Below are 25,159 nucleotides of genomic sequence, written 5' to 3' on the forward strand. Positions count from 1 at the left end.
ATTCCTTCAGGATGGATGCGCGGGTCAAGCCCGCGCATGACGGGTAAAATTCGTCACAGGACCTCCTATATAATTTGCATGCGTCCGCAGGACATCCTGATTCCCCTTCCCGCCGGCCTGTGCTGTAAGCCGGGTGGCTTCCATATCGACCCGGTGCGGCCTGTGGAGCGCGCCGTTATCACCCACGGCCATTCCGATCACGCCCGTGCGGGTCATGGCGCGGTGCTCGCCACGCAGGAAACGCTCGACCTGATGCGGCTGCGCTACGGCGACAATTTTGCACGAGCTACGCAGGCCATTCGCTATGGCGAGGAAATTGCGCTCGGCGACGTCAAGATCAAATTCCACCCCGCGGGCCATGTGCTCGGCTCGGCGCAGATTGCGGTGAGCTGCAAGGACACCTGCATCGTTGCCTCCGGCGACTACAAGGACGCCATCGATCCGACCTGCACGCCGTTCGAGGTGATACCCTGCGACGTCTTCATCACCGAGGCGACCTTTGGGCTACCGGTGTTTCGCCATGGCGATGCGGCGGACGAGGTGAAGAAGCTGCTGGCCTCAGTGGCGCTGTTTCCGGAGCGCGCGCATCTGGTCGGGGCCTATTCGCTCGGCAAGGCGCAGCGGGTAATCGCGCTATTGCGGGAGCAGGGTTACGATGCGCCGGTCTATCTGCATGGCGCGATGGAAAAGATCACGCATTACTACGAAAGCCGTGGCGTCGCGCTCGGCGAACTGCGCGCCGTGAGAGGCGTGAAGAAGGCCGATCTCGCCGGCACCATTGCGCTCGCGCCGCCCACGGCCACATCCGATATCTGGACGCGACGTTTCCCCGATCCGGTTACGGCGTTCGCCTCGGGATGGATGCGGGTGCGGGCGCGCGCCCGCCAGCGCGGCATCGAACTGCCGTTGGTGATCTCCGACCATGCCGATTGGGATGGCCTGACCGCGACCATCGAAGCTACCGGCGCCGGCGAGGTCTGGGTCACGCACGGCCAGGAAGATGCGCTGGTGCATTGGTGCAAAACGCGCGGGCTTGCCGCGCGGCCGCTGGACCTCGTCGGCTATGGCGATGAGGAGGAGCACGACGTGGTCGCGGCCGACGAGGCCGAGGCATGAACCGGTTCGCCGAACTGCTGGATCGGCTCGCCTACGAGCCCGGCCGCAACAACAAGCTGCGGCTGATCACGGCCTATTTCCGCGACACGCCCGATCCCGACCGCGGTTACGCGCTGGCCGCGCTGACCGGCGCACTGTCGTTCAAGCATGCCAAGCCGGGACTCATTCGCGATCTGATCATGGATCGTACCGATCCGGTGCTGTTCGGGCTGTCGTACGATTACGTCGGGGACCTGTCCGAGACGGTTGCGCTGATGTGGCCGAAGGTCGAGTTGGCCGGCCACAATAATCCGCCGCCCCCGACGCTGTCCGAAGTCGTCACCACGCTCCGCACCCTCGGCAAGACCGAGTTGCCAAGACAGCTCGCGCGCTGGCTCGACGAGCTCGACGAGACCGGACGCTGGGCGCTGCTAAAACTCGTCACCGGCGCGATGCGGATCGGGATTTCGGCGCGGCTGGCGAAAACCGCCGCGGCGGCGCTGGGGAATAAGGATCCGCACGAGATCGAACTGATCTGGCCCGGGCTCACCCCGCCCTATCTCGACCTGTTCGCGTGGCTGGAAGGCCGGGGCGACAAGCCGGTCAACCGCGATCCCGCGCCATTCCGCCCCGTGATGCTGGCGCATGCGATCGAGGATACCGATTTCGCCAGTCTCGATCCGGCTGACTTCATCGCGGAATGGAAATGGGACGGCATTCGCGTGCAGGCGGTCGCGGGCCGCGACGAGCGCGGGCATATGCAGTCGCGGCTGTATTCGCGCACCGGCGAGGACATCACCAAGAGCTTCCCTGACCTCGTACCCTCACTGCACCTGCCCGGCGCCATCGACGGCGAATTGCTGGTGCTGCGCGAGGGGCGCGTGCAGACCTTCAACGTGCTGCAGCAGCGGCTGAACCGAAAAGTCGTCTCGCCGAAACTGATCAAGGAATTTCCGATTCACCTGCGCGCCTACGACCTGCTCGGCGACGACGAGAACGATCTGCGCGAGCTGCCGTTTGCCGAGCGCCGCGCCCATCTCGAGACCTTCGTCAGGAAGCTCAACGACCCGCGCATCGACCTGTCGCCGACGGTTGCCTTCGACAGTTGGGAAGCGCTGATGGCGGCGCGCGCCGATCCGAAAGCCGCCGGTGCCGGCGAGGATGCGGATGCGGTCGAAGGCGTGATGCTCAAGCGGCGCGATGCGCCCTATCTGCCGGGCCGCCCCAAGGGCCAGTGGTGGAAGTGGAAGCGCGATCCGCACATCATCGATGCCGTGCTGATGTATGCGCAGCGCGGCCACGGCAAGCGCTCGTCCTACTATTCGGACTACACGTTTGGCGTCTGGACCGATGGCGAAGGTGGCGAGCAACTGGTGCCGGTCGGCAAGGCCTATTTCGGCTTCACCGACGAGGAACTCTTGCAGATCGACCGTTTCGTCCGCCGCAACACCACCGAAAAGTTCGGCCCCGTGCGCCATGTCGTGCATGAGCCGGACCAGGGCTTGGTGCTGGAAGTCGCCTTTGAGGGCTTGCAGCGCTCGCCGCGGCACAAATCCGGCGTCGCGATGCGGTTTCCCCGCATCAACCGGCTGCGCTGGGACAAGCCGCCGCGCGAGGCCGACCGGCTGGAGACGCTGGAGCGGATGCTGAAAGACGTGACGGCAAATTAACATTCCAGACGCGCATGGCGGCCATTGACTGCGCGGGGCGGGTTCCCCATGTGCCCCGCCGTGCCTATAATGCGCGCGACCCGCGAGGAGAAAGCGATGCCTAACGACGTCAGAGACCTGCCGGCCAGCAATGACGGCCTGTACCGTTTTCTCGGCGGCTCGCCGTTGGCAGTCGCATTCCGGCTGATCCTGCTGTCGATCCTGGTCGGCGTGGTGCTCGCCGCCATCGGCTTCGATCCGTGGAACATCCTCCACAGCATTCGCATGCTGTTCCAGCGGCTGTGGGATCTTGGGTTCGACGCGGTCAACTGGCTGTGGCGCTACTTCCTGCTCGGCGCCGTGATCGTCATCCCGATCTGGCTGCTGTCGCGGCTGTTTGGCGCCCCGCGCGGGCGATAACCATTCACAGGCGGTGAGTGGCCGATGCAACTGAGATTTGTCGGCTGCGGCGATGCGCTTGGCTCTGGTGGCAGGTATAATACCTGCTTCCACGTTACCGGCAGCAGCGTCAATTTCCTGATCGATTGCGGCGCGTCATCGCTGCCGGCGCTCAAGCGCCTCGGCATCGCGCGCGATGCGATCGACCTGATCCTGATCACGCATTTCCACGGCGATCATTTTGGCGGTCTGCCGTTTCTGCTGCTGGATGCGCAGTTCACGCGCCGCTCCCGCCCGCTCGTCATTGCCGGACCGCAAGGTATCGAGACCAAGCTCGCCATCCTGATGGAAGCGCTGTTCGAGCACTCCTCGAAGACAAAGCAGCGCTTCGATCTTTCCGTCATTGCGCTTGAAGCCGAGCGGAGCCGGACGTTCGGTGACGTCAAGGTGACGCCCTGTTCCGTCGTCCACGGCGAATCCGGTGGGCCGTTCCTCGCCTACCGGGTCGAAGCCGAGGGCCGCGTCATCACTTACAGCGCCGATACCGAGTGGACGGAGACGCTGATCGCGGCGGCGCAGGGCGCTGATCTCTTCATCGCGGAAGCCTATTACTACGACAAGATTGTCAAGAACCATCTCAGCCTGAAGACGCTGGAAGCGCACCTTCCCGCGATCAATGCCAGGCGGCTGGTGCTGACGCATATGAGCGACGACATGCTCGGACGATTGGGCGAGTTGCCCTACACCGCTGCCGAAGACGGCATGGTGGTCGAGCTCTAGGCATGCATTCCCCTAAATCTGCGTCCCGGGTCACGACGGCACAGGTGTTTGCCATCGCCGGTCCCGCGATGGTCGCAAACCTGACGACGCCGCTGATCGGCATCGTCTCGACGACCGCGATCGGCCGGCTCGGCGACGCCACGTTGCTCGGCGGCGTGGCCCTGGCCTCGGTATTGTTCGACTGCATGTTCTGGCTGTTCGGCTTCCTGCGCATGAGCACAGTGGCCTTTACCGCGCAATCGCTGGGCGCGCGCGAGACGTCGGAACTGCGCGCGATCCTGCTGCGCGGGCTGATCGTCGCGGCCCTGATCGGCAGCGCTCTCATTGCACTTCAGGCGCCAGTGGCAACGATTCTGCTTGACGCGATGGGAGGCAGCGAGGGCGTTACCCGCGCGGCAAGAACCTACTTCACGATCCGGATCTGGTCGGCGCCGCTCGCGCTCGGCAACTACGTCGTGCTGGGCTGGCTGATCGGGCAGGCTCGCGCCAAGCTCGCACTCGGCACGCAGATCACCGTCAACCTCACCAACACGACGGCGACGGTGCTGCTGGTGCTGGTGTTCGACTTCGGCATCGCCGGCGCGGCGATCGCAGCCGTGATTGCGGAGGCTACAGGCCTCGCACTCGGCGGGCTGATTGCGCACCGCCTCGCGCAAGGCCGCCACGCCCCTTCCCGCGCGATGCTGTTCGATCGCACGAAACTGATGCGGATGCTGACGGTCAATCGCGACATCCTGATTCGTACCGCCGCGCTGATCGCCGCCTTCCTGTTTTTCAACGCGCAGGGAGCCCGCGCCGGCGACACGACACTTGCGGCAAACGCAGTCTTGAACAATTTTCTGATGATCAGTGGCTTCTTCCTCGATGGCCTGGCGAACGCCGCCGAACAGCTCTGCGGCCGCGCTTTTGGCGCACGCGACAAGGATGCATTTGCAGGCGCGGTAAGGCTCGTCGTCATCTGGGGCTTCGGCTTTGCGCTCGCGGTGGCCGTCTGCTTCCTGCTGTTCGGTCCAGCGCTGATCGACATCATGACCGCAAGCCTGGACGTGCGCCGCATTGCGCGCGATTATCTGTGGTTTGTCATTTTCGCGCCGCTGCTCGGCGTGTTCGCCTTTGCCTATGACGGCATCTATATCGGCGCGACCTGGGCGCGCGACATGCGCAACCTGATGGTCGCCTCGCTCGTGATCTTCCTTGCCGCCTGGTTCGCGCTGCGGTCGTTCGGCAATGCCGGGCTGTGGGCGGCGCTGCTCGTGCATTACGCTGCGCGGGGCGGACTGGAGGCGTTGCGGTATCCCGCGCTGTTGAAGAGGTCATTTGGAGGAGATGGGCGACGCTCTTCTCCCTCGCCCCGCTCCTGCGGCCGCAAGAGCGAGGCGAGGTGACTCAAAACGCGCTTGCGCGCGAAGAGATCACCTCACCGGCCAGTCTTCGGCGGTGATCGTCGCAGCATCGGCGCCGACGATTTCCGACAATGAGTCACGCCCGGTGCGCAGCAAGGTCGAAGCAAGATCATTCTTGATGTCGTCGACGAGGCCAAGCCCCTTGTAGACGAGAGCCGAATAGACCTGGATCAGGCTGGCGCCGGCGCGGATTTTCGTCAGCGCGGCACCGCCGGAATCGATGCCACCGACGCCGATCAGCGGAAACGCGCCCTCGGTGCGGACATAGGTCTCCGCCACCATGCGCGTCGATAGCCGGAACAGCGGCCGCCCCGACAAGCCGCCCTGCTCCTTCGCACGCGCCTGTTCGCGCAGCGTCGAGGGACGCGCAAGCGTAGTGTTGGCGACGATCATGCCGTCGACTTTACGCGAGCGCGCGATGTGCACGACGTCGTCGAGTTCGGTCAGGCTGAGGTCCGGCGCGATCTTGAGCAGCACCGGCGAGTCGCCGGCATTCCTGCGCACGCGCTCGCGCGCATCGATCACCTTGGCCAGCAGTTCATCGAGCGCCGCCGATTGCTGCAAATTGCGCAGGCCCGGCGTGTTCGGCGAGGAGACGTTGACTGTAAAGTAGCTCGCCACCGGCGCAAACGTCTCGATCAGCTTGACGTAGTCGGCGACGCGGTCGGACGAATCCTTGTTCGCCCCGACATTGACGCCGACGATGCCGCCATGGTGGGCGCGCGCCGCGAGGCGGCGCAGCGCGGCTTCGGCGCCGTCATTGTTGAAGCCCATGCGGTTGATCACCGCTTCGTCCCGCTCGAGCCGAAACAGCCGCGGCCGCGGATTGCCCCCCTGCGGCTTCGGCGTCACGGTGCCGATCTCGACAAAGCCGAAGCCGAGCCGGAGCAATGCGTCGGGCACCTCGGCGCTCTTGTCGAAGCCCGCGGCCATGCCGATCGGATTGGGAAAATTCAGGCCGAAGGCGCGTACCGCGAGCTTGTGGTCGTCGGCGCGCGGCTTGATCGGCAGCAACAGCCGCAGGCCGTGGATCGCCATGCGATGCGCGTCCTCCGGATCGAACCAGCGGAGCAGCGGCAGCGAGAAGGCGTCGAAGGCGCGGATCACGGCGTGAGCTCCGGAATGTCGTGCGTGCCGTCGGACCGCGCGCGCATATCAAGGATGGCGGTCACCGCGCCGAGATCGAGCTCGCCATAGAGATGCGGGAACAGTTCGTCGTTGCGCGAGCGTTCCCAGCGCAGCGCGTCGCCGAGCGCGTCGGCATCGACCGCGACCAGGAACAGGCCGGTCTGGCCGAAATAATGCTTTCGCGCCGTCTCGGCGACCTGCGAGGCCGTGGAAAAATGAATGTAGCCGTCGCGCAGATCGTCCGCGCTGCCTCGGTAGACGCCCTGCCGCTCGGCCTCGCGCCAGGCCGACGCGGAAGTGATTTTATAGATGGTCGGCACGGCTCTCCGGGCTTGTTGTTGAGTCTGTTGGGATTTCCCGGAAATGGCCGGGCTGGCGGCCGACCGTAATGGCGGCAGGCCGCCAACTCAAGCACTGCTGCGGCGGAACGCGGCGCCCGTTTCTGATTCCATGCGCCAATTTCGTGTTTTGACGCGCTTTCTTCACGCAAGCACGTGCCTACTTCGCCTGAAAAGGTTGCGCCAGATTTGCTCAAACCGGCCGGATCAGGCAATAATTCCTAGACCGCTCCGGGGGATTCTAGATGGCGAGGCATGCCAAGGCACAACATATCCTGACCCACAGCCAGGTCTGGACCGCCCTTGACCGGCTGGCGGAGCGCGCCGGCATGTCCCCTTCCGGGCTTGCCAAGCGCGCCGGCCTCGATCCCACCACGTTCAACAAGTCCAAACGCATCACCGCCGACGGCCGGGAGCGCTGGCCTTCCACCGAATCGGTATCCAAGGCGCTGGCGGCCACGAATTCGTCGATCGACAGCTTCGTGCAGTTGATCGGCGACGGCGCACGCAGCCTGCAATCGGTGCCACTGCTCGCTCTCGCCCAAGCCGGCAGCGGCGGCCATTTCGACGAGAGCGGCTTTCCGGCCGGCAAAGGCTGGGACGAAGTCGCGCTGCCGTCGGCCAGCGACGAGCACGCCTACGCGCTGGAAATCTCCGGCGATTCGCTGAGGCCGACCTATCGCGACGGCGACATCATCGTGGTATCGCCGGGCACGCCGATCCGGCGCGGCGACCGCGTCGTGCTCAAGACGTCGGGCGGCGAAGTGATGGTCAAGGAACTGAAGCGCCGGACCACCAGGACGCTGGAGCTGCAATCGCTGAACCCGGCGCAAGCCGACCGTACCCTCGACGCCGACGACGTCGCCTGGATTGCCAGGATCGTGTGGGCGAGCCAGTAGGATTGCCGCGCTCGTGACCGACGTGCTCAGCGACCTGCTGCAACATTCCCTTCGCATCGTGTTGTGTGGCACCGCCGCCGGGGCAACGTCCGCGGCCGAGCGGGCGTACTACGCACACCGGCAAAACAAATTCTGGAAGATCCTGCACGAGACGAAGCTGACACCCGAGCAGCTAGCGCCACATCAATATCGCAGCCTGCTGCAGCATGGGATCGGCCTGACCGATCTGGTGAAAGCGGGTGCCGGGATGGACCGTGCGACGCTACCAAAACTGACGGTTGCGGATCGCACCCGGCTGAGCGAGGCAATCGCGACATTTCGCCCGCGATTTCTCGCATTCACCAGCAAGACCGCCGGGCAGAGATTTTTCGATGCCAGGCGCGACTATGGCGAGCAGCGTGAGCTGATCGGCGATACCCGCGTGTGGATACTGCCGTCGACCTCGGGCGCGGCCAATGGAAGCTGGCGGCCGGAAGTCTGGCACCGGTTTGCGGATGCGGTGAGAGCGGCTGGCGCCGCGGGCGAGCCACTAACATCACCCGCAGCGTCGCCCCTGCGAACGCAGGCGCCCATAACCACAAATGCTCGCGGCGAACAGTAGTGTCTCCCCGCCTGCCCCTTCCGCCGCGGCGTATGGGTCCCTGCGTTCGCAGGTACGACCAAGTATTACGTCGCGTAGTCCGGCTCTTTCCTATCCAGCATCCGCTGCAAGGCCGCGAAATGGCGCTGCGCCGGGGTAGGGCCCTTGTAGAGATGATCGTCCATGTAGTCGCGCCGGGTCTTCTCGACCACTGGCGCCGGCAATTGCTTGAGCCTCTGGCCGGTCCACATCGCGTAGATCTGCACCTGGGCGGCGCGCTCGACGTAATACAGCTTGTCATAAGCTTCGGCGATGGTGGCGCCGACGGTGGAGATGCCGTGATTGGCCATGAACAGCACGGTCTTGTCGCCGATCACTTGTGCGAGCCGCGCGCCCTCGGCGGGATCGAGCGCCGGGCCAGTGTAAATATCGTCATAGGCGATGGCGCCCGACAGGCCGACCTCGGTCTGGCCGATCTCCTTGATGCGAGGGTCTTCGAGCCGGGTCAACGCGCTGGCGTGTGGCATATGGGTGTGAAACACCGCCTTTGCCTGCGGCAGCGCCTTGTGGATCGGCGCATGGATGCAATAGCAGGAACGCTCCACCTCGCCCTCGCCGCGTTTGACCTCGCCGTCGTCGATGCCAACTTCCATGAAGCAGGAAGCGGTGACCTCGGACCAATGCGTGCCGAACGGGATCTGGTAGTAGCGGTCGCTCTTGCCCGGCACCACGAAGGTCAGGTGGTTGAAGATGCCTTCGGAAAAGCCCTGGATGAACGCTAGCCGGTGCGCGGCCGCGAGATCGACCCGCGCCTGCCATTCCTCGGCGCTGTACTCGCTGAGCGTCTGCGGCGAAACCCGGTACTGCATCGGTACCCTCCCTATCGCGGTTGTTGCTGTTTACAATACTGTAGCGCAGTTTGGGGCCGGTGTTGGTTGAAATTGGCGCGGGCCTACTATCTCCATTTGCGATGACGCGTTGCGGGAAATGATCGTGGCGCCCGCATCGGCCGGACGGAACGACGGAGCATTCCGAAGATGGCGCGCCGAGAAACCGGAAACCGCACAAGCTATTGGTAGAGCAAGAGCATTGCGGGGATGACGAAGCGGGGAGCCGCTGTAGATGCCGCAGATCGGTAGAGTCGCAGCCGATTCAAGTTGCGGCCAACGATGCGGCTGGTTTTGCAAAGCTCTATCCGATGAATGCGCGGCAGCGCAAAAAGACAACTGCTGCTACGTGCCGCAATCGGTGTGATCGTCCTAGTCGTCCCGGCGTCCGCCTGCGAACGCAGGGACCCATAACCACTAACGTCGGGTGCGACATCGGATGTGGCCCAGCTGTTGCGAACCCGCAGAGCTGTGGCTATGGGTCCCGGCTCAAGGCCGGGACGACGATGGAGAGTGCTTACGCACTCCTTGCCAGCGCGCCGTCGATCATGTTCACGGCATTCGACACGCCATAGACCGCGACAAAGGAGCCGAAGCGCGGGCCCTTCTCCTGGCCAAGCAGCACCTGGTAGAGCATGTTGAACCAGTCGAGCGAGACGCCGGGCCGGCCGTCCTTGCCTTTTTTCACCTGGTCGAGGAACGGCTCGCGCCGACCGATCTCGTAGACCACGTTCTGGATGTCTTCCGCGCTCGACCCCGGCGGCAATTGCGACAGCGCATCGCGCAGATCCTGCAGCGCGGCGCGCTCGCCCTCAGTCGGCTCGCGGAACTGCTTCGTCGGCGCCACGAAGTCGCGGTAGTAGTTGATGGCGTAGCCGACCATCGCGTCGAGCTTCGGATGGGTCTGCGGCGTCACCCCCGGGCGGTAGCGCCCGATGAAGCCCCACAACGTCTCGGCGTTCTCCGCGTTCGACGACGACACCAGCGTCAGCAAGAGCTGGAATGTGACCGGCATGTCGGCCTTGGGCGGCTTGCCGGAATGGATATGCCAGACCGGATTGGCGAGCTGCTGCTTGGCATCCTGCCGCGTGAAGCCGTCGAGGAACTGCTGGTAGTCGTCGACATTGCGCGGGATCACGTCGAAATACAGCCGCTTCGCCGCCTTCGGCTCGCGGTACATGAACAGCGACAGCGATTCCGGCGAGGCGTAGCGCAGCCATTCGTCGATCGTAAGCCCATTGCCCTTCGATTTCGAGATCTTCTGACCCTTCTCGTCCAAGAACAGCTCATAGTTGAACCCTTCCGGCGGCGTGCCGCCGAGCGCCGAACAGATCTTGCCTGACAGCTTGACCGAATCGATCAGATCTTTGCCGGCCATTTCATAGTCAACGCCAAGCGCGAACCAGCGCATCGCCCAGTCCGGCTTCCACTGCAGCTTGCAATGCCCACCGGTGACGGGGACCGTGACGCGCTCCTTGGTCTCGGGATCATCGTAGGAGACCGTTCCGGCTTTCACGTCATGCTCGACAATCGGAACATACAGCACCATGCCGGTGCGCGGGCAGATCGGCAGGAACGGCGAATAAGTCGCCGCGCGTTCCTCGCGTAAGCTGGGCAGCATGATCTTCATGACGGCTTCGAGCCGCTCCAGCATCCGCAGCAGCGCAGCGTCGAACCGGCCTGAAGTGTAATAGTCGGTCGAGCTCGCAAATTCATAGTCGAAGCCGAAAGTATCGAGGAACGCGCGCAGCCGCGCATTGTTGTGCGCGCCGAACGAGGGGTACTCGTTGGAGAACGGATCTGGTATCCGCGACAGCGGCTTGCCGAGATGCGACGCTAGCATCTCTCTGTTCGGCACGTTGTCCGGCACCTTGCGCAGGCCGTCCATGTCGTCGGAAAACGCGAGCAGCCGCGTCTTGATCTTGTCCTCGGTCAGCACCCGAAAAGCATGGCGCACCATGGTGGTGCGCGCGACCTCGCCGAAGGTGCCGATATGCGGCAGTCCCGACGGACCGTAGCCGGTCTCGAACAGCACCTCGTCCTTCGGGTTTTTCTTCAGCCGCGCGACAATCGCCTTGGCCTGCTCGAACGGCCAGGCATTGGATTGTTCGGCGAGCGCGCGCAAATCGCTCGGGCTGGCGGCAAGGTCGATAACGGACATTTTTAGAGGCTCTCTCCGGAAGCCGCGGAAACTAGCGCTTCCGCGGCAAAATGCAAAATGACGATGAAGCCGTCATTCCGGGATGGTGCGTAGGCACCAGACCCGGAATCTCGAGATTCTCAGGGGCGCAAGGGCGCCCCGTAGTTCGCTTCGCGCCCCGGAATGACAGCGCTAAAACGGACTGATCGAAAAATACCGCAGCCACAGGTCGGTGAAGCGGCCTTTTTCCCAGATCCGGAACAGCGCCCAGTTCAGCGACGTCCGCAACAGATCGTTGCCCTTGCGTACGGCGATGCCGATGCCCTCGCCGAAATAGCGGCTCTCGACGAAAGGCCCGCCCGAGAAGGCGCAGCATTCGGCCGAATCGGTGCCGTTGATCCAGAATGCCAGCGAGATCGCGTCACCGAAGATGAAGTCGACCTCGCTGCGCCGAAGCGCCAGCCGCAGCGCGTCGTCATTGGGGTAGGATTTGATCTCGGCGTCGGTGAACATCGCCTTCAGATAGGCCTCGTGCGAGGTGCCGCCGATGACGCCGACCTTCTTGCCTTCGAGATATTCGGGGCGGACCTCCGGCATCACCGCATCGCGCCGCGACACGAAGCGGGCCGGCGCGCGATAATAGGGATCGGTGAAATCGAGCCGGGCGCGCAAGGCCGGCGTCACCGCCATGGAGGCGATGATGGCGTCGCCGCGGTTGCTGGTGACGGCGTCGACCAGCGTTTCGAACCGGCGCATCTGAATGGTGCAGGAGATCTTGATCTCATCGCACAGCGCGCGTGCCAGATCGACGTTGAAGCCGGCGGGATTGCCGTCGGGACCGGTAAAGTTGAAGGGCGGGTAATCGGTCTCGGTCAGGAACCGGATCACAGTCAGGCGCGACATGTCCGGACGGTCCGGACGCCGCCGCGGGTCCCAGAAGCCGGGCACCGCCTGCGGCGCCGCCTCCACCGCCGGGCGGGGCTGGGTCTGCGCCTGCGTCGTAACACCGCCGGCCACGATCAATGCGAACGCGAGCGACAGGCAGGCCAGCCGGCCGCCGATGGCTCGATGCAGTCTTGCATTGGTTAACGGGGCAGTAGGGTATGGCATCGGCAATAGGTTTGCGGAATTTCAAGGCCTTATAGACCATCCGGCCCGCGACGCGAGGACCGTTTTTCGGCTTCCGGCCGGTCGGCTGTCGCTCAGAGATAGCGCTTCAAATCCTTGGCGGCTTCCTCCGGCGTCCGTTTCAGGTTGAAGGGCGCGACGAAATTGCCGTTGCGATCCATCAGATAGATCAGCGCGGTATGGTCCATGGTGTAATCGCCGTCCTTGAGCGGCACTTTCCGGGCATAGACCCGGTAGGCCGAAAGCACTTTCGCCACCGCGTCCGGCGTACCGGTCAGCCCCTTGAGATGCGGATCGAAGCTGGAAAGATAGTCTTTCATCGCGGCGGCCGTGTCGCGCTCGGGATCGACGGACACGAACCACGCGTTCACCCTGTCGGCATCCGTCCCCATCGCCTTCAGGACTTCGGAAATCTCGAATAGCGAGGTCGGGCAGACGTCGGGGCAATGGGTGAAGCCGAAGAAGATCAGCGTCGGCTTGCCCTTTAGATTCTGATCGGTGACGGTCTGGCCGGCCTGGTCGGTCAGTTGGAACGGCCCGCCGATCGCAGCCGGCGCCGTGACAGTTCGCAAGCCGCCGAGTGCCCACAGCATGACTGCCAGTCCTACCGCGAGGCTCGCAGCGAAGGCAGCGATAATCACCAGCGGGCGGATCGTCCGGTCCATCGTCGATTCCTTTTCGCTCGTCAGAAGCAGGCCGAGATGCCGGCGGAGATCATCTCGAAAAACACCGTGGTGCCGTAATGGAACCACAATGCGGCCGCGCCAAGCACGGCTAGCGCACCGAGACCGGCAGCGCCCCAAACGATCATGGATGCCACCCTGCGCTGACGCGGGGTCGCCGCCATCATTCCGGCTTGCGTGGAAATCGGCTGAACCATGGCGTTCAGATAGGGTCAGTTCCCCGGGCAGGCAAGCGGAATGGCCGCGCCTGACATATCACGTCCTGCGGAGGCATGCCGGGCAAACGGCGCACCAAAAGCAAATGGCCGGGACAAGCCCGGCCACGACGTCGCTGCCTGGCACGCTTAGCGCGATGCCGGCTTGTTGGAGGAGGCCTGGGCGTCGAGATAGCAGGGCTTGTACATCGCTTGCAGCTGCTTGCCGCGCAGGAACAGCATGCGCTGGGTCAGGCCGCCGCGCGCTGCAATCCACTTGCGGACCGGTGGCGGATACATCGAATAGAGCATCTGGGTTGCTTCGGCGTTGGTGACGGCGCGGCCGTTGGCACCGAAATCCCAGGCGGCATGGAAGCCAAGATTGGCGTGCGAGGTCACGCAGATCCGATCATGAGGAACCGCACCCAGCACGATGGTACAAGCCGAAGCGCACAGGCCATCGATGATGACGGTCTCGCCCGACGAACGGAGGCCCTGGTACCGGTCGACATAGGTGCCGATCCTGCCGCCGCGGTCATCGGCTATCCGCACCACTGCCTGGCTCGCCCCAACTCCCGCCAGCAGCAGCACGCCGGCAAGCAACCCCGTCACCAACTTCATATCCCAGCCCCAGTCGAAAAATGTCGAAACCGAATCTGATCGTCTTTGTGATGCATGACGGAATGTAGCGTCGTTTGAGATCGTGATTTTGTCTAGGCAGCCACAGCCGCTCAAAACAAATTCAAATTAAGTGTTGCTTGGCCGCTGCACCCTCCGCGCGTAAAGGTCCCAATCTGGAACAAGCTGTTCTCGCCGAGGTGGCGATGCGGCCACAGGCAAGAACCGGTTTGCCGTTGACCGCACGTGAAGACGCAAGCTTGAATCAAAAATGGCACGGGGGAGGAAACAATGATTGAGGTCACAGACGTAATCGTGGTCGGCGCTGGACTGGCGGGGCTGGTCGCGGCGACAGAGATCGCAGATGCCGGCAAGCGCGTCATCGTCATCGATCAGGAAGGTGAGCAAAGCCTTGGCGGACAAGCCTTTTGGTCGTTCGGCGGACTCTTCCTGGTTGATTCTCCCGAACAGCGGCGGCTCGGCATTAAGGATTCGCTTGATCTCGCATTGCAGGACTGGATGGGCACGGCGGGCTTCGACCGCGACGACGACCATTGGCCGAAGCGATGGGCAGAAGCCTATGTCGCGTTTGCAGCCGGCGAAAAGCGCGACTGGCTGCGCGCGATGGGGCACCGTATTTTTCCGGTAGTCGGCTGGGCCGAGCGCGGCGGCTATGACGCGATGGGTCACGGCAATTCAGTGCCGCGCTTTCACGTCACCTGGGGCACAGGCCCTGGTCTCGTCGAGCCGTTCGAGCGCCGCGCGCGCGAAGCGCAAAAAAATGGCCGGTTAACGTTCAAGTTCCGCCACCGCGTCGACACACTCATGATGACAGGCGGCGCGGTCGAGGGCGTCAGCGGTTCGGTGCTCGAACCTGACAGCGTCGAGCGCGGCAAGAGCTCCTCGCGCAAGGTGATCGGCGATTTCAGCTTTCGCGCGCAGGCCGTGATCGTTGCTTCCGGCGGCATCGGCGGCAACCACGAGCTGGTCCGACAGAACTGGCCGAAGCGCCTAGGCGAGCCGCCGAAATTCATGATCTCCGGCGTACCCGAACATGTCGACGGACGCATGATCGGCATCACCGAGGCCGCCGGCGCGCGGCTGATCAACCGCGACCGGATGTGGCATTACGTCGAGGGCATCCGAAACTGGAACCCGATCTGGCCGCGCCATGGCATCCGCATCCTGCCCGGCCCGTCCTCGATGTGGTTCGACGCCACGGGCAAGCGCCTGCCCGCGCCTCTCTTCCCCGGCTCCGACACGCTCGGTCAGCTCGAATACATCATGTCGACCGGCCACGATTATTCCTGGTTCATCCTGACCCAGAGCATCATCAAGAAAGAGTTCGCGCTTTCCGGTTCCGAACAGAATCCGGATCTCACCGGCAAGAGCTGGCGCATGACAATCAAGCGCGCCACCAACAAGGGCGCGCCGGCGCCGGTGGAGGCATTCAAGAAAAACGGCGCCGATTTCATCGTGCGTGACAATCTCGCCGACCTCGTCAGCGCGATGAACGCGCTGGCGGGCAACGAGCTGCTCAAGCTCGATCACATCAAGGCACAGATCGAAGCGCGCGACCGCGAGATCGCCAACCCCTACGTCAAGGACGCGCAGGTGATGAACCTGCACAATGCGCGGCGCTATATCGGCGACAAGCTGATCCGCACCGCAAAGCCGCACAAAATTCTCGACCCCGAACATGGTCCTTTGATCGCGGTCAAGCTCAACATCCTTACCCGCAAGACGCTGGGCGGATTCGAGACCGATCTCGAGTCGCGCGTGTTTGGCACCAATTGCGAGATCATCAGGGGACTCTATGCCGCTGGCGAAGCCGCCGGCTTCGGCGGCGGCGGCGTGCACGGCTACCGTTCGCTGGAAGGCACCTTTCTCGGCGGCTGCCTGTTCTCGGGGAGGAATGCGGGACGAGCCGCGGCGAAGGCGGCGGGGTGAGACGCCTTCTCGTCACAGCCGTCTGAAGGACGGCGTCGCTTCCGCTCGCCTATGCCCTGACGTGACGAGGTTCGATGCAAATAACGCAGTGGCGCAAAAGACATCCGCGCGCTAAGAAGCCGCCGTCCCCTATCAGGAGAAAAACATGACCATCCAGCGCTTCGAAACCGGACCTCGCATGAGCCAGGTCGTCGTCCACGGCAACACCGTCTATCTCGCGGGCGTCGTGGCCGGCAGCGCCGCCGGCAAGAGCGTCACCGAACAGACGCAGGACATCCTTGCGATCATCGACGGCCACCTTGCCAAAGCCGGCACCGACAAGTCGAAGCTGTTGTCGGCAACGATCTATATCACCGACATGAAGACGTTCGGCGAAATGAACGCGGTGTGGGACGCCTGGGTTTCGGCAGGCAACACGCCGGCGCGTGCCACCGTCGAGGCCAAGCTCGCCGCACCACAGTACAATGTCGAGATCATGGTGGTCGCGGCGAAGTAAGGCCGTCTGCCGCAAGAAACCTCGCCCCGGATTCCAGGCACGATCCGGGGCGTTTTCATTTGCGCCTCAGGCACTGGCCCTTGTCCCGGCAACGTCGCCAATGTCGGCCTGAAGCCAGCGGCCGATCCGGCGCCAGGAATGGCTCAAAACTTTTCGCCCCATGAAAAGGCTGAGGTGGCCGCACGGCTCGGAGGCCCGGTCCAGCCACGCCGGTTGCGTGCCCAACAGGTGAGCGGTGGCGAACGCCTGATCGCGCGGGACAACGATGTCGTTATCTCCAGCAAGCAGAAAGATCGGCACGCGAACCTCGGCGAGATCGATCCGGCGGCCGAGCGCGACGAAACGTCGTTCGGCGATCTGGTTCTGGCGAAAGATCCGGTCGGTCACCTCAATATAATAGGCTCCCGGCAGATCCAACGCCTCGCGATCCCAGCGCTTGAAGCGATCCAGCAGCGTGCGGGCCTCGTCCGATCCGTCGCGGAGATTTCTTTGCAGCACGGCTTCCACCTCATGCTGACTGAACGGAATGTTCCAGAGCTTGAGCATGTGCTCGCCACTGACGATGCCGTCTCCCTGCCGCACCATCTGCTCGAATGCCTCGCGAGGAAGCGCGGCCACCATCTTCGAAAGCCCTGATGGCATAGAGACATCGACAGGAACACCGGCGAGCACGATGCGGCGCACCTTGCCGGGAAAGCGGGCGGCATAGACCAGCGACAGCCATCCGCCCTGACACAGGCCGATGAGGTCGACCGGCGCGCCGATCTCGTCAACCGCCACATTGAGATCGGCAAGATAATTGTCGATCGACAGAGAGCGCATCTGCGGTGTCGCCGAGCACCAATCGGTGACGTGGATGCCGTTCACGCCGCTCTTTTGCAACGCCTCGACCAGGCTATGGCCTGGCGCGAAGTCCGCGACAACCGCGCGATGCAGCGCATAGGGCGCGCAGACGAGAACCGGTTGCTGTCCCGCCTTCCGTTGCGAAAACGCCCGCAACCGCATCGACGGAAGTTGCAGCGTCACCACGTTCGGCGTGGTCCAGGCCAGCGGCGGCTGGTCCGGCGCGGGGGAAGGCTTAGGCTCCTGATCGGCGAGCCATTGCGCGTAGGTGTTCAGCGCCAACCGCGTGGCTTCGAGCGGCCACAGCCACGGCTGCTGCGTCCAGTCGGCGCCCCCATGCTGCTCCGGCGTCTTGGTTTTCTCTGCCACACCCGTTCACCGATTGATCGTCCCACAATGATTGGGACGCAGGAGAGAAGCATTGATCTGATCAAGAACCAACGAGGTCCAGATCATGCTTTTACGCCAAATCCCTTTCAGGCCCCAGCCCCGTGTTCCCCTCCGCCTCAATTTGCCGCGCCAGAAAAATCGAAATTCTTGACCTCCGAGGTAATCGATTGGCGCTCGCGATTTTTCGATGATCGGTCAGCCGATGAATCCGGCGTAACCGACGGAGTGCATGATGACCGACATCAACAAGATCGCCCGCAGCTACATTGATCTATGGAACGAACGGACGCCAGGCCGCCGGCGCGAAATGCTGGCCGCGAACTGGACCAGCGATGCCCGCTATGTCGACCCGCTGATGTCCGCCGACGGCCATGACGGCGTCGACGCGATGATCGCAGGTGTGCAGCAGCGCTTTCCGGATTTCAAGTTCAGCCTGATCGGCGAGGCCAATGGATTTGGCGACTACCTTCGCTTTTCCTGGGGGCTGGGTCCCGGGGGCGGCGAAAGCCCGATCAAGGGCACGGATTTTGCCGTCCTCAGCGAAGGCCGCATCCGCAGCATCACCGGGTTCCTCGACCAGGTGCCGGCGGGGGCGTAATGGTCCTAACCCTCATGGTGAGGAGGCGCATAAGCGCCGTCTCGAGACGCCGCTTCGCGGCTCCTCAGGGTGAGGTCTAGCAGCGTCGGGTGGGTTCGCCGCCCACCCCACAAATTTCTGGGAACCTCTTTCGCTCTGCCGCATCCAATCCCAATAGCCTATTATTGGTGGACATCATGCGTCAGGCCCACAGACCGAACGTCCCGCCCCTCGGTACCGGCGATACGGAGCTCGTGCGCCGCGCGCTGGCCCGCGACGAGACGGCGGTTCGCGCCATCATGCAGGCGAACAATCGCAGGCTCTATCGCCTCGCCCGCGGCATTCTCCGCAACGACGGCGAGGCGGAGGACGTCGTGCAGGAGACTTACGTCCGTGCCTTCACGCACCTGGAAAGCTTTCGCGGCGATTCCAGCCTGTCGACATGGCTGTCGCGGATTACCATGAACGAGGCGCTCGGTCGGCTGCGCCGCGAGCGGCCCGCTGTCGAACTGAACGCATTGCCGCAAGGCGCGCTGGAGGCTGAGATCATCCCGTTCCCTCTCGCCGCTCCCGACGATCCGGAAAAATCCATGGCCCAGCGTGAAATTCAAGCCGTCGTCGAACACGCCATCGATGAACTGCCGGAAGCGTTCCGCCTCGTCTTCATCACCCGCGTCATCGAGGGGATGAACGTGGAAGAGACCGCCGAAATTCTTGGGCTGAAGCAGGAAACGGTAAAGAGCCGGCTGCACCGCGCCCGCACCATGCTGCGCGACAACGTCGAGCGGAAGATCGGCCCCGTCGTGATGGAGGCGTTTCCGTTTGCCGGCAAGCGTTGCGAAAGGTTGACGGACGCTGTGCTGAAGCGGCTGGGGTATTAGGTAAAGCGTCGCATAGCATTGGCCTTCAGTCCTTCGGCGCGCGCAAGCGCGCTCTTCAGGATGAGGCCTGTTAGTAATCCTCATGGTGAGGAGCGCGGCGAGGCCGCGCGTCTCAAACCATGCAGGCCCGAATGGCGCGACGAACTCAATTTCTTGGGAACCTCCGCGCATTCTGACCATCCAACGCCTGTGCATCAATAACGCGCGGCTCTCCGCCGCGCCACAGGAGTGTCAGATCATGTTCATTCGATTAAGCGCAGCGGTCGCCGCATTGAGCCTCTTGAGTAGCGCCGCAGTGGCGCAAGGCACAAAGCCCACCGACCCGCAGATCGCCCATATCGCCTACACCGCAGGCGTCATCGACATCAACGCGGCCAAGCAGGCAATCTCGAAAGCCAGCAACAAGGACGTCAAGGCGTTCGCGGAAGACATGGTGCGTGATCATGAGGCCGTGAACAAGCAGGCGCTCGATCTCGTCAAGAAGCTGAATGTGACGCCGGAGGACAACGACACCAGCAAGACGCTGTCGAGGCAGGCCACGGAGAAGCTCGCCGAGCTCGACAAATTGAAAGGCGCCGACTACGACAAGGCCTATGTCGCCAACGAAGTTGCCTACCACAAGGCGGTGAACGGCGCGCTGGAGACGCAACTGATTCCGTCAGCCAGCAATGCCGAGCTGAAGAGCCTGCTGCAGACCGGCCTGAAAATTTTTCAGGGCCACCAGCAGCACGCCGAACAGGTCGCCGCCAAGCTGAAGTAGGAGAGCGCCATGATGCCGGGACGCTGTCCGCCCCTCGTCGTCGCCCTGCTCCTTGGCGCGATGGCCGTCCCGGCGCAGGCGGCGACGATTCAGATCACGATCGACAATCTGGTGTTCGCGCCGGCCGAAGTCGCAGCCAAGGTCGGCGACACCATCGAATGGATCAACAAGGACGTCCTCGTGCACACCGCGACCGCGCGCAACGGCGACTTCGACGTGATCACGCCGCCGAAGAAGACCGTGACATCGGTCCTGACGAAGGCGGGTGCTATCGAATATTACTGCCGGTACCATCCGAACATGAAGGCAGTGCTGACGATCGCGCCGTAGCGCAGCGCGTCTTCGAACTTGCGCAGGCCGCGCTTACTTACTTAGCAGCCGGCGAAGCGGCCTAGGCCGCGCGCACCGAGCTTAGGAACCTGCCGACCTCGCGCTTCAACCGGTCGCTTTCGCCGGAGAGCGATTTCGCGGCAGTGAGCACCTGGCCGGAGGCGGAGCCGGTCTCGCTGGCGCCGCGCTGCACGTCGGTGATATTGGCGGAAACCTGCTGCGTGCCATTCGCGGCCTGCTGGACATTGCGGGAAATTTCCTGGGTCGCTGCGCCCTGCTGCTCGACGGCGGCGGCAATAGTGGCGGCAATCTCCGACATCCGCGCGATGGTATCGCCGATCTCCTTGATGGCGCCGACCGATTCCTGCGTCGCGGCCTGGATGCCCGAAATCTGCTGGCTGATCTCGCCGGTCGCCTTTGCCGTCTGCTCGGCCAGTGCCTTCACTTCGGAGGCGACCACCGCGAAGCCCCGACCGGCCTCGCCGGCGCGCGCCGCCTCGATGGTGGCGTTCAGCGCCAACAGATTGGTCTGGCCGGCAATGGTGTTGATCAGCTCCACCACATCGCCGATGCGGGTGGCAGCCTTGGCGAGCTCGCCGACGCGGCCATTGGTCTTCTGCGCCTGCTCCACCGCCTCACCGGCGATGCGCGCCGAGCCCTGGACCTGACGGCTGATCTCGTTGATCGACGACGCCATCTCTTCGGTGGCGGACGCGACCGATTGCACATTGGTGGAGGCTTCCTCGGACGCCGCCGCAACCATGGTGGCCAGCTCCTCGGAACGCTCCGCGGTCGCCGTCAGCGTGCCGGCGGAGGCTTCCAGTTCGCTCGACGCCGATGCAACGATCTCGACGATCTCGCCGATCATTGCCTCGAACTCGCTGGTGATCCTGTCGACGCGCTGGCCGCGCTGGATTTTTGCATCGGCTTCCACCGCGGCGGCCTCATCGGCGGCCTTCTTGGCGATCAGCGCCTCCTTGAACACCTGCAGCGAACCTGCCATGGCGCCGATCTCGTCGGCCCGGTCGATGGTTGGAATCGTGACGTCGTGCCGGCCGACGGCGAGATCGCCGACCGCGCCGGTCAAGGTCGCCAGCGGCGTGATGATGCGCCGGCGCAGCATCACAGTGACGCCGGCAAGTACGCCGAGCAGCGCCACCACAGCAAGGCCCGCTAGCATCAGCATCGTGAGGGCCGCATCGCGCGCGGCACCGGCGCGCTCGGCGGCTTCCGTGAGCGCCGCATCGCGCACAGCGAAGAAGGCCTGCACCGCCGGCACGATCGCGCCGGCGAGTTGCTCCGAGTTGATTCCGTAGTTGCCGTCGGCGCGACCGGCCGCCATCGCCTTTTCAAGCCAAGGCGCGGCTTTGCCGAAGTAGCCCTCGATGGCATCGTTCATCGCCTTGGCAAGGCGCTGCGGGCTGCCGATCTGATCGACGCCGGCCTCGATCCGCTCGCGGTCGAGATCGACCCGGCCCTGGGCGCGGTCGGTGATGGAAATTTCAGCCGCCGTCAGCGGCCGGCGCGTGCTGATCGCAAGCGACACGGTGGCGGCGCGGCCGCCGGCCGAGATCCGCAGATCCTGGGCAGTGCGGGCGATATTCAACAGCGCCGTCAGCGAGGCATCCGCCAGCGCTACTTGCTTTTCCAGCCGGTTCAACAGCGGTTCGAGGATGCCGACCACCGCGGCAATGCCCGGCAGAAAACCCTTGATATCCGCCGGATCGCGCGCACTCATGGGCAAGGCCAGCGCGCGGTCGCTGGCCGCGCGAACATCGGCCAGCTTGGCCGCCGCCTGGTTCAGGCCCTGGACGATCGCCGCCTCATCGTTGAGCGCGCCGACCACCGTCCGCGCCCTCGCGAACGCCGCATCGCCCGCCTGCACCGCTTTCGCGGCGGTCTCGATCTGCACCGGCGTCGCGGCCGTTTCTTGAAACAGCGGGCCGACATACGGCGCGCGGTAGCCGGCGACCTGCTGGCCGACCGCCAGCACCGCGCCATAGGCCTCCACGGTCTTGATCGCCTCACTCTTGCTGGCAAAGGTGCGATATTGCGGGACCAAAACTCCGGCGCCGAGAACGACCGCGAGGATCGTCACCGAAAGCATCGACAACGCAAAAAGCCGTCCGATCCGCATGTTCTGTTTCCGCTCTGCCTGGGAGAGCGGGCAGCGTAGGCGGAACGAACTAAGGCCGTCTTAAATCGAGGCCGGTAGAACTACGGGCTTCTTGAACGCAAGATCATCGTCAGCCGCACTGCCACCGCCGCCTGCCACACCGGATAGAGCAACGAGAACTTGTCGAGTCCGATGGCGTCATCGAGCGCCAGCAGCGTGCCGGCCAGCGCGCCCGTGATCAGCATCGGCCACCACGCCGCGGCCTGCCGCGGCCCCGCCGGCAACAGCGCGGTCCCAAGCGCCATCAAGGCCGTGCCGACCAGACCACCGGTCAGGCCGGCGAGCAGATAGCGCATCACCCGCGGCGCGTCACCCGTATTGCCCTCGACGAGGACTGCGGCATCCACCGCGCAGACGAAGGCGGCCATCGTGACGAGGGCGGCGACCAGCGCAGCCCACCAGGGATTGCGGCCGAAGCGGCGCACGAGGACGAAGACGAGCATGGCGAACGGCACCGCGACTAACGCGACGCGAAACTGGTCGCCGGGGCCGGCGATCCTGTCGATCAGCAACGGCGACAGCGGCGTGAGGATGCCGGTTACGATGCCGCCGGCGGCGATCATCAGTAAGTTGTTGCGGGAAGTCTCAGTGGAAGTGATCGTCTCGGTCAACGCTCACCTCGCCTGAAGGATTGGAGCGGGCGAAGGGAATCGAACCCTCGTATGCAGCTTGGGAAGCTGCCGTTCTACCATTGAACTACGCCCGCGGCGTCCCATGATTAGCCGACCTTGCGCGATCCGCCAAGCTGTTCCATTCGCCGTCCCGTCTCACTGTTCACTTTCCCAAAATTCCAGATGAGACGCGTCGGACCGCCTGTTTCGATCGACGGCGCTGGCCAGATGCCCGGCAAGACACTGTTGACGTACTGCTGCCGGTTGCGCCACCCCGCGCGCATCCTTAAGTAGGCGGAATGATCGCGACCACGCTTCTTGAACGCAAATCGATCTCCGTCTTCGACTTCCGCTGCAGCGCAGGTCCGGGCGACAAGCCGTTCGCGGAGCAGCATGGCGGGCATTCAATTTCCTATGTGCGCAAGGGCAGTTTCGGCCTGCACGCCCGCGGCAAGTTCAGCGAACTGGTGGTGGGATCGGTGCTGATTGGCCATCCCGGCGACGAATATACCTGCACCCACGAGCATGTCTGTGGCGACGAATGCCTGTCGTTCTTCCTCGCCCCCGAACTGGTGGATACGGTCGGCGACAGCAAAACGCCCTGGCAGATCGGCTCCGTGCCGCCGCTGCCGGAACTGGTAGTGCTGGGCGAGCTGGCGCAGGCGGCAGCAGATGGCAACAGCGACATCGGCCTCGACGAGATCGGCCAGGTGCTGGCGAGCCGCTTTGTCGAGGTGGTTTCCGGCAAGCCGCGCAAGTCCGGCCCTGATGCGGCGCGCGATCGCCGCCGGGCGGTGGAAACCGCGCTGTGGATCGACGCCAATTCGCATCATCAGATCAATCTGGAGGACGCCGCCGCGCAGGCCGGCATCAGCCCGTTCCATTTCCTGCGGCTGTTCTCGCAGGCGCTTGGCGTCACCCCGCATCAATATCTGGTACGCTCGCGGCTGCGCCATGCCGCGCGGCGCCTCGTCAACGACGATAGCCCGATCACCGACATCGCCTATGACGTCGGCTTCGCCGATCTTTCCAATTTCGTGCGCACCTTCCATCGCGCCGCCGGCGCCTCGCCACTGAAATTCCGCCAGGCCTCGCGGGGGATGCGCAATATTTTCCAAGAACGGCTCGCCCTCCACTGAGTAGGCTTTCTCCAGGCCGCGCAAATTCGCGGCACCTTTGACTGGAGAATACCCATGTACGACCATATCGGATTACGCGTCAGCGACCTCGACGCCAGTGTGCGCTTCTATACGGCAGCGCTCGCGCCGCTCGGTTTCGTGCTGTGCTCGCGTGACGATTCCGGTGCGGGCTTCGGCCCGAAGGGCGCGCCCGCGCTCTGGCTGCATTTGCACAAGGGCAAGGCCGGCACCGGCGCGCATGTCGCATTTCGCGCCAGGGATCACGCGGCGATCAAACAATTCCATGCCGAAGGCCTGAAGGCCGGCGGCCGCGACAATGGCGGTGCCGGACCGCGCGCGGATTACAGTCCGACCTATTACGCCGCGTTTCTGATCGATCCCGACGGCAACAATGTCGAGGCGGTTTGCGCGTGATCTCTCCGCGTCATTGCGAGCCAACGGGTCGCGCGAATGCGCGCCCGATGACAGGCTCTGCGAAGCAATCCCTAGCGCCGCACAGGAAGAGATGGATTGATTCGTTGCTTTGCTCCTCGCAATGACGAACCCAACATCATCAAGGATTACGCCTATGACTTCCATCCACAAGCAAATCATCATCGACGCCAAGCCTGACGACGTCTGGGACGCGCTGCGCGATTTCGGCGCGCTGCATACCCGGCTGGTGCCGGGCTTCGTGACCGACACCAAGCTCGACGGCGACGCGCGCATCGTCACGTTTTCGAACGGCACCGTCGCGCGCGAAATCCTGGTCGATTGCGACGAGACGCGGCGGCGGCTGGTCTATGCCATTGTCAGCGAGCGCATCAGGCAACACAGCGCTTCCGCGCAGGTATTTGCCGAGGCCGACGGACGCACCCGCTTCGTCTGGATTGCCGACGTGCTGCCGAACGAGATCGCACCCTACATGGACGCGCAGATGGATCTGGGCCTCGCCGCGATGCAGAAGGCGCTGGGCCGAAGCGCGGCCTGACGGCATCAAAGGCCGCAGCCGTCATTGCGAGCGAAGCGAAGCAATCCATTCTTTCCGCATACGAGGATAGATGGATTGCTTCGTCGCGGAGCCTGTCATCGGGCACGCATTCGCG

Annotated in this window: 27 protein-coding genes and 1 tRNA gene; 16 read left to right on the plus strand and 12 right to left on the minus strand. The window is 63.9% G+C overall.

All coding sequences use genetic code 11. The annotated features are described in order from the left end of the window. Positions 1-78 precede the first annotated feature (78 nt). The 5 genes from HCN50_RS22380 (at position 79) to HCN50_RS22400 (ending at position 5,308) form a co-directional block, all read left to right on the plus strand. Positions 79-1,116 (plus strand): ligase-associated DNA damage response exonuclease, encoded by a 1,038-nt coding sequence (locus HCN50_RS22380; protein WP_171711865.1) that lies wholly within the window; start codon positions 79-81, stop codon positions 1,114-1,116. Then, complete coding sequence (locus HCN50_RS22385; RefSeq protein WP_171711867.1) at positions 1,113-2,765, plus strand: cisplatin damage response ATP-dependent DNA ligase; 1,653 nt, start codon at positions 1,113-1,115, stop codon at positions 2,763-2,765. Before HCN50_RS22380 ends, HCN50_RS22385 begins: the two co-directional genes overlap by 4 nt. Positions 2,766-2,861: 96 nt before the next feature. Continuing rightward, positions 2,862-3,164 (plus strand): DUF6460 domain-containing protein, encoded by a 303-nt coding sequence (locus tag HCN50_RS22390; RefSeq protein WP_171711870.1) that lies wholly within the window; start codon positions 2,862-2,864, stop codon positions 3,162-3,164. Positions 3,165-3,188: 24 nt separating this feature from the next. Continuing rightward, positions 3,189-3,923 (plus strand): MBL fold metallo-hydrolase, encoded by a 735-nt coding sequence (locus tag HCN50_RS22395; RefSeq protein ID WP_171711872.1) that lies wholly within the window; start codon positions 3,189-3,191, stop codon positions 3,921-3,923. A gap of 2 nt (positions 3,924-3,925) precedes the next feature. After that, a complete protein-coding gene (locus HCN50_RS22400; protein WP_171711873.1) occupies positions 3,926-5,308 on the plus strand; it encodes an MATE family efflux transporter in 1,383 nt (460 codons plus the stop codon). A 27-nt stretch (positions 5,309-5,335) separates the two neighbouring features. Here the strand turns inward: HCN50_RS22400 and HCN50_RS22405 are convergent, their stop codons facing one another. Further along, a complete protein-coding gene (locus tag HCN50_RS22405; protein ID WP_171711875.1) occupies positions 5,336-6,433 on the minus strand; it encodes a quinone-dependent dihydroorotate dehydrogenase in 1,098 nt (365 codons plus the stop codon). Then, a complete protein-coding gene (locus tag HCN50_RS22410) occupies positions 6,430-6,774 on the minus strand; it encodes a DUF952 domain-containing protein (protein ID WP_171711878.1) in 345 nt (114 codons plus the stop codon). The genes HCN50_RS22405 and HCN50_RS22410 overlap by 4 nt, the downstream gene beginning before the upstream one ends. Positions 6,775-7,037: 263 nt before the next feature. Between HCN50_RS22410 and HCN50_RS22415 the strand changes: the two genes are divergently transcribed. Together HCN50_RS22415 and HCN50_RS22420 are read left to right on the plus strand one after the other, a co-directional pair. Beyond that, the gene (locus tag HCN50_RS22415; protein WP_171711880.1) at positions 7,038-7,691 is read left to right on the plus strand and encodes a S24 family peptidase; all 654 of its coding nucleotides are present in this window, start codon (positions 7,038-7,040) and stop codon (positions 7,689-7,691) included. 13 nt (positions 7,692-7,704) lie between these two features. Further along, positions 7,705-8,292 carry a mismatch-specific DNA-glycosylase gene (locus HCN50_RS22420; protein ID WP_210265042.1) on the plus strand — a complete coding sequence of 196 codons (588 nt, stop codon included), beginning with the start codon at positions 7,705-7,707 and terminating at the stop codon, positions 8,290-8,292. A 65-nt stretch (positions 8,293-8,357) separates the two neighbouring features. Here HCN50_RS22420 and HCN50_RS22425 read toward each other — a convergent pair whose 3' ends face one another. The 6 genes from HCN50_RS22425 to HCN50_RS22450 form a co-directional block, all read right to left on the minus strand. Next, positions 8,358-9,140 carry a class II aldolase/adducin family protein gene (locus tag HCN50_RS22425; protein ID WP_171711882.1) on the minus strand — a complete coding sequence of 261 codons (783 nt, stop codon included), beginning with the start codon at positions 9,138-9,140 and terminating at the stop codon, positions 8,358-8,360. A gap of 535 nt (positions 9,141-9,675) precedes the next feature. After that, on the minus strand, positions 9,676-11,319 hold the full coding sequence (locus HCN50_RS22430) for a lysine--tRNA ligase (protein ID WP_171711884.1): 1,644 nt from the start codon (positions 11,317-11,319) through the stop codon (positions 9,676-9,678). Between the two features lie 171 nt (positions 11,320-11,490). After that, on the minus strand, positions 11,491-12,408 hold the full coding sequence (locus HCN50_RS22435) for a transporter substrate-binding domain-containing protein (RefSeq protein ID WP_171711885.1): 918 nt from the start codon (positions 12,406-12,408) through the stop codon (positions 11,491-11,493). A gap of 92 nt (positions 12,409-12,500) precedes the next feature. Continuing rightward, positions 12,501-13,091: an SCO family protein gene (locus HCN50_RS22440; protein WP_171711887.1), complete on the minus strand. Its 591-nt coding sequence runs from the start codon at positions 13,089-13,091 to the stop codon at positions 12,501-12,503. A 20-nt stretch (positions 13,092-13,111) separates the two neighbouring features. Then, positions 13,112-13,237, minus strand: a complete 126-nt coding sequence (locus HCN50_RS34290; protein WP_283812108.1) for a hypothetical protein — start codon at positions 13,235-13,237, stop codon at positions 13,112-13,114. A 216-nt stretch (positions 13,238-13,453) separates the two neighbouring features. Continuing rightward, positions 13,454-13,924, minus strand: coding sequence for a hypothetical protein (locus HCN50_RS22450; protein ID WP_171711890.1), 471 nt, complete (start codon positions 13,922-13,924; stop codon positions 13,454-13,456). 288 nt (positions 13,925-14,212) lie between these two features. Here HCN50_RS22450 and HCN50_RS22455 point away from each other — a divergent pair, with 288 nt between their 5' ends. Both HCN50_RS22455 and HCN50_RS22460 read left to right on the plus strand, forming a co-directional pair. Next, positions 14,213-15,871, plus strand: a complete 1,659-nt coding sequence (locus HCN50_RS22455) for an FAD-binding dehydrogenase (RefSeq protein WP_171711892.1) — start codon at positions 14,213-14,215, stop codon at positions 15,869-15,871. A gap of 145 nt (positions 15,872-16,016) precedes the next feature. Continuing rightward, positions 16,017-16,367, plus strand: a complete 351-nt coding sequence (locus HCN50_RS22460) for a RidA family protein (RefSeq protein WP_171711894.1) — start codon at positions 16,017-16,019, stop codon at positions 16,365-16,367. Between the two features lie 66 nt (positions 16,368-16,433). Here HCN50_RS22460 and HCN50_RS22465 read toward each other — a convergent pair whose 3' ends face one another. Continuing rightward, positions 16,434-17,579 carry an alpha/beta fold hydrolase gene (locus tag HCN50_RS22465; protein WP_171711896.1) on the minus strand — a complete coding sequence of 382 codons (1,146 nt, stop codon included), beginning with the start codon at positions 17,577-17,579 and terminating at the stop codon, positions 16,434-16,436. Positions 17,580-17,832: 253 nt separating this feature from the next. Between HCN50_RS22465 and HCN50_RS22470 the strand changes: the two genes are divergently transcribed. From HCN50_RS22470 to HCN50_RS22485, 4 genes are all read left to right on the plus strand, one after another. Then, positions 17,833-18,198, plus strand: coding sequence for a nuclear transport factor 2 family protein (locus HCN50_RS22470; protein WP_171711898.1), 366 nt, complete (start codon positions 17,833-17,835; stop codon positions 18,196-18,198). A 176-nt stretch (positions 18,199-18,374) separates the two neighbouring features. After that, complete coding sequence (locus HCN50_RS22475; RefSeq protein WP_171711900.1) at positions 18,375-19,058, plus strand: RNA polymerase sigma factor; 684 nt, start codon at positions 18,375-18,377, stop codon at positions 19,056-19,058. A 238-nt stretch (positions 19,059-19,296) separates the two neighbouring features. Continuing rightward, on the plus strand, positions 19,297-19,818 hold the full coding sequence (locus HCN50_RS22480; RefSeq protein WP_171711902.1) for a DUF4142 domain-containing protein: 522 nt from the start codon (positions 19,297-19,299) through the stop codon (positions 19,816-19,818). 9 nt (positions 19,819-19,827) lie between these two features. Further along, positions 19,828-20,148, plus strand: a complete 321-nt coding sequence (locus HCN50_RS22485) for a cupredoxin domain-containing protein (RefSeq protein WP_235977142.1) — start codon at positions 19,828-19,830, stop codon at positions 20,146-20,148. A 61-nt stretch (positions 20,149-20,209) separates the two neighbouring features. Here the strand turns inward: HCN50_RS22485 and HCN50_RS22490 are convergent, their stop codons facing one another. The 3 genes from HCN50_RS22490 to HCN50_RS22500 form a co-directional block, all read right to left on the minus strand. Continuing rightward, positions 20,210-22,285, minus strand: a complete 2,076-nt coding sequence (locus HCN50_RS22490; RefSeq protein ID WP_171711904.1) for a methyl-accepting chemotaxis protein — start codon at positions 22,283-22,285, stop codon at positions 20,210-20,212. An 80-nt stretch (positions 22,286-22,365) separates the two neighbouring features. Continuing rightward, entirely contained in the window at positions 22,366-22,935 is a 570-nt protein-coding gene (locus tag HCN50_RS22495) for a hypothetical protein (protein WP_171711906.1), read from the minus strand. A 21-nt stretch (positions 22,936-22,956) separates the two neighbouring features. Beyond that, positions 22,957-23,030 (minus strand) — tRNA-Gly (locus tag HCN50_RS22500). Between the two features lie 204 nt (positions 23,031-23,234). Between HCN50_RS22500 and HCN50_RS22505 the strand changes: the two genes are divergently transcribed. The 3 genes from HCN50_RS22505 to HCN50_RS22515 all read left to right on the plus strand — a co-directional run bounded on the left by HCN50_RS22505 (position 23,235) and on the right by HCN50_RS22515 (position 25,044). Beyond that, positions 23,235-24,074, plus strand: coding sequence for a helix-turn-helix transcriptional regulator (locus HCN50_RS22505; protein WP_171711908.1), 840 nt, complete (start codon positions 23,235-23,237; stop codon positions 24,072-24,074). Between the two features lie 54 nt (positions 24,075-24,128). Further along, positions 24,129-24,488 (plus strand): VOC family protein, encoded by a 360-nt coding sequence (locus HCN50_RS22510; protein ID WP_171711910.1) that lies wholly within the window; start codon positions 24,129-24,131, stop codon positions 24,486-24,488. Positions 24,489-24,642: 154 nt separating this feature from the next. Further along, complete coding sequence (locus HCN50_RS22515; RefSeq protein WP_171711912.1) at positions 24,643-25,044, plus strand: SRPBCC family protein; 402 nt, start codon at positions 24,643-24,645, stop codon at positions 25,042-25,044. Positions 25,045-25,159 lie beyond the last annotated feature (115 nt).

The sequence above is a fragment of the Bradyrhizobium archetypum genome, assembly GCF_013114835.1.
In the GTDB taxonomy this organism is placed as follows: Bacteria; Pseudomonadota; Alphaproteobacteria; order Rhizobiales; family Xanthobacteraceae; genus Bradyrhizobium; species Bradyrhizobium archetypum.

What these genes read in the sequence shown, in the direction of transcription:
- HCN50_RS22450 (WP_171711890.1), bottom strand. Translation starts at nt 13,924, where the DNA reads ATGAAGTTGGTGACGGGGTTGCTTGCCGGCGTGCTGCTGCTGGCGGGA.
- HCN50_RS22515 (WP_171711912.1), top strand. Translation starts at nt 24,643, where the DNA reads ATGACTTCCATCCACAAGCAAATCATCATCGACGCCAAGCCTGACGAC.
- HCN50_RS22510 (WP_171711910.1), top strand. Translation starts at nt 24,129, where the DNA reads ATGTACGACCATATCGGATTACGCGTCAGCGACCTCGACGCCAGTGTG.
- HCN50_RS22475 (WP_171711900.1), top strand. Translation starts at nt 18,375, where the DNA reads ATGCGTCAGGCCCACAGACCGAACGTCCCGCCCCTCGGTACCGGCGAT.
- HCN50_RS22460 (WP_171711894.1), top strand. Translation starts at nt 16,017, where the DNA reads ATGACCATCCAGCGCTTCGAAACCGGACCTCGCATGAGCCAGGTCGTC.
- HCN50_RS22425 (WP_171711882.1), bottom strand. Translation starts at nt 9,140, where the DNA reads ATGCAGTACCGGGTTTCGCCGCAGACGCTCAGCGAGTACAGCGCCGAG.
- HCN50_RS22490 (WP_171711904.1), bottom strand. Translation starts at nt 22,285, where the DNA reads ATGCGGATCGGACGGCTTTTTGCGTTGTCGATGCTTTCGGTGACGATC.
- HCN50_RS22395 (WP_171711872.1), top strand. Translation starts at nt 3,189, where the DNA reads ATGCAACTGAGATTTGTCGGCTGCGGCGATGCGCTTGGCTCTGGTGGC.
- HCN50_RS22435 (WP_171711885.1), bottom strand. Translation starts at nt 12,408, where the DNA reads ATGCCATACCCTACTGCCCCGTTAACCAATGCAAGACTGCATCGAGCC.
- HCN50_RS22415 (WP_171711880.1), top strand. Translation starts at nt 7,038, where the DNA reads ATGGCGAGGCATGCCAAGGCACAACATATCCTGACCCACAGCCAGGTC.
- HCN50_RS22390 (WP_171711870.1), top strand. Translation starts at nt 2,862, where the DNA reads ATGCCTAACGACGTCAGAGACCTGCCGGCCAGCAATGACGGCCTGTAC.
- HCN50_RS22485 (WP_235977142.1), top strand. Translation starts at nt 19,828, where the DNA reads ATGATGCCGGGACGCTGTCCGCCCCTCGTCGTCGCCCTGCTCCTTGGC.
- HCN50_RS22380 (WP_171711865.1), top strand. Translation starts at nt 79, where the DNA reads ATGCGTCCGCAGGACATCCTGATTCCCCTTCCCGCCGGCCTGTGCTGT.
- HCN50_RS22470 (WP_171711898.1), top strand. Translation starts at nt 17,833, where the DNA reads ATGACCGACATCAACAAGATCGCCCGCAGCTACATTGATCTATGGAAC.
- HCN50_RS22480 (WP_171711902.1), top strand. Translation starts at nt 19,297, where the DNA reads ATGTTCATTCGATTAAGCGCAGCGGTCGCCGCATTGAGCCTCTTGAGT.
- HCN50_RS22400 (WP_171711873.1), top strand. Translation starts at nt 3,926, where the DNA reads ATGCATTCCCCTAAATCTGCGTCCCGGGTCACGACGGCACAGGTGTTT.
- HCN50_RS34290 (WP_283812108.1), bottom strand. Translation starts at nt 13,237, where the DNA reads ATGATCGTTTGGGGCGCTGCCGGTCTCGGTGCGCTAGCCGTGCTTGGC.
- HCN50_RS22385 (WP_171711867.1), top strand. Translation starts at nt 1,113, where the DNA reads ATGAACCGGTTCGCCGAACTGCTGGATCGGCTCGCCTACGAGCCCGGC.
- HCN50_RS22505 (WP_171711908.1), top strand. Translation starts at nt 23,235, where the DNA reads ATGATCGCGACCACGCTTCTTGAACGCAAATCGATCTCCGTCTTCGAC.
- HCN50_RS22430 (WP_171711884.1), bottom strand. Translation starts at nt 11,319, where the DNA reads ATGTCCGTTATCGACCTTGCCGCCAGCCCGAGCGATTTGCGCGCGCTC.
- HCN50_RS22455 (WP_171711892.1), top strand. Translation starts at nt 14,213, where the DNA reads ATGATTGAGGTCACAGACGTAATCGTGGTCGGCGCTGGACTGGCGGGG.
- HCN50_RS22440 (WP_171711887.1), bottom strand. Translation starts at nt 13,091, where the DNA reads ATGGACCGGACGATCCGCCCGCTGGTGATTATCGCTGCCTTCGCTGCG.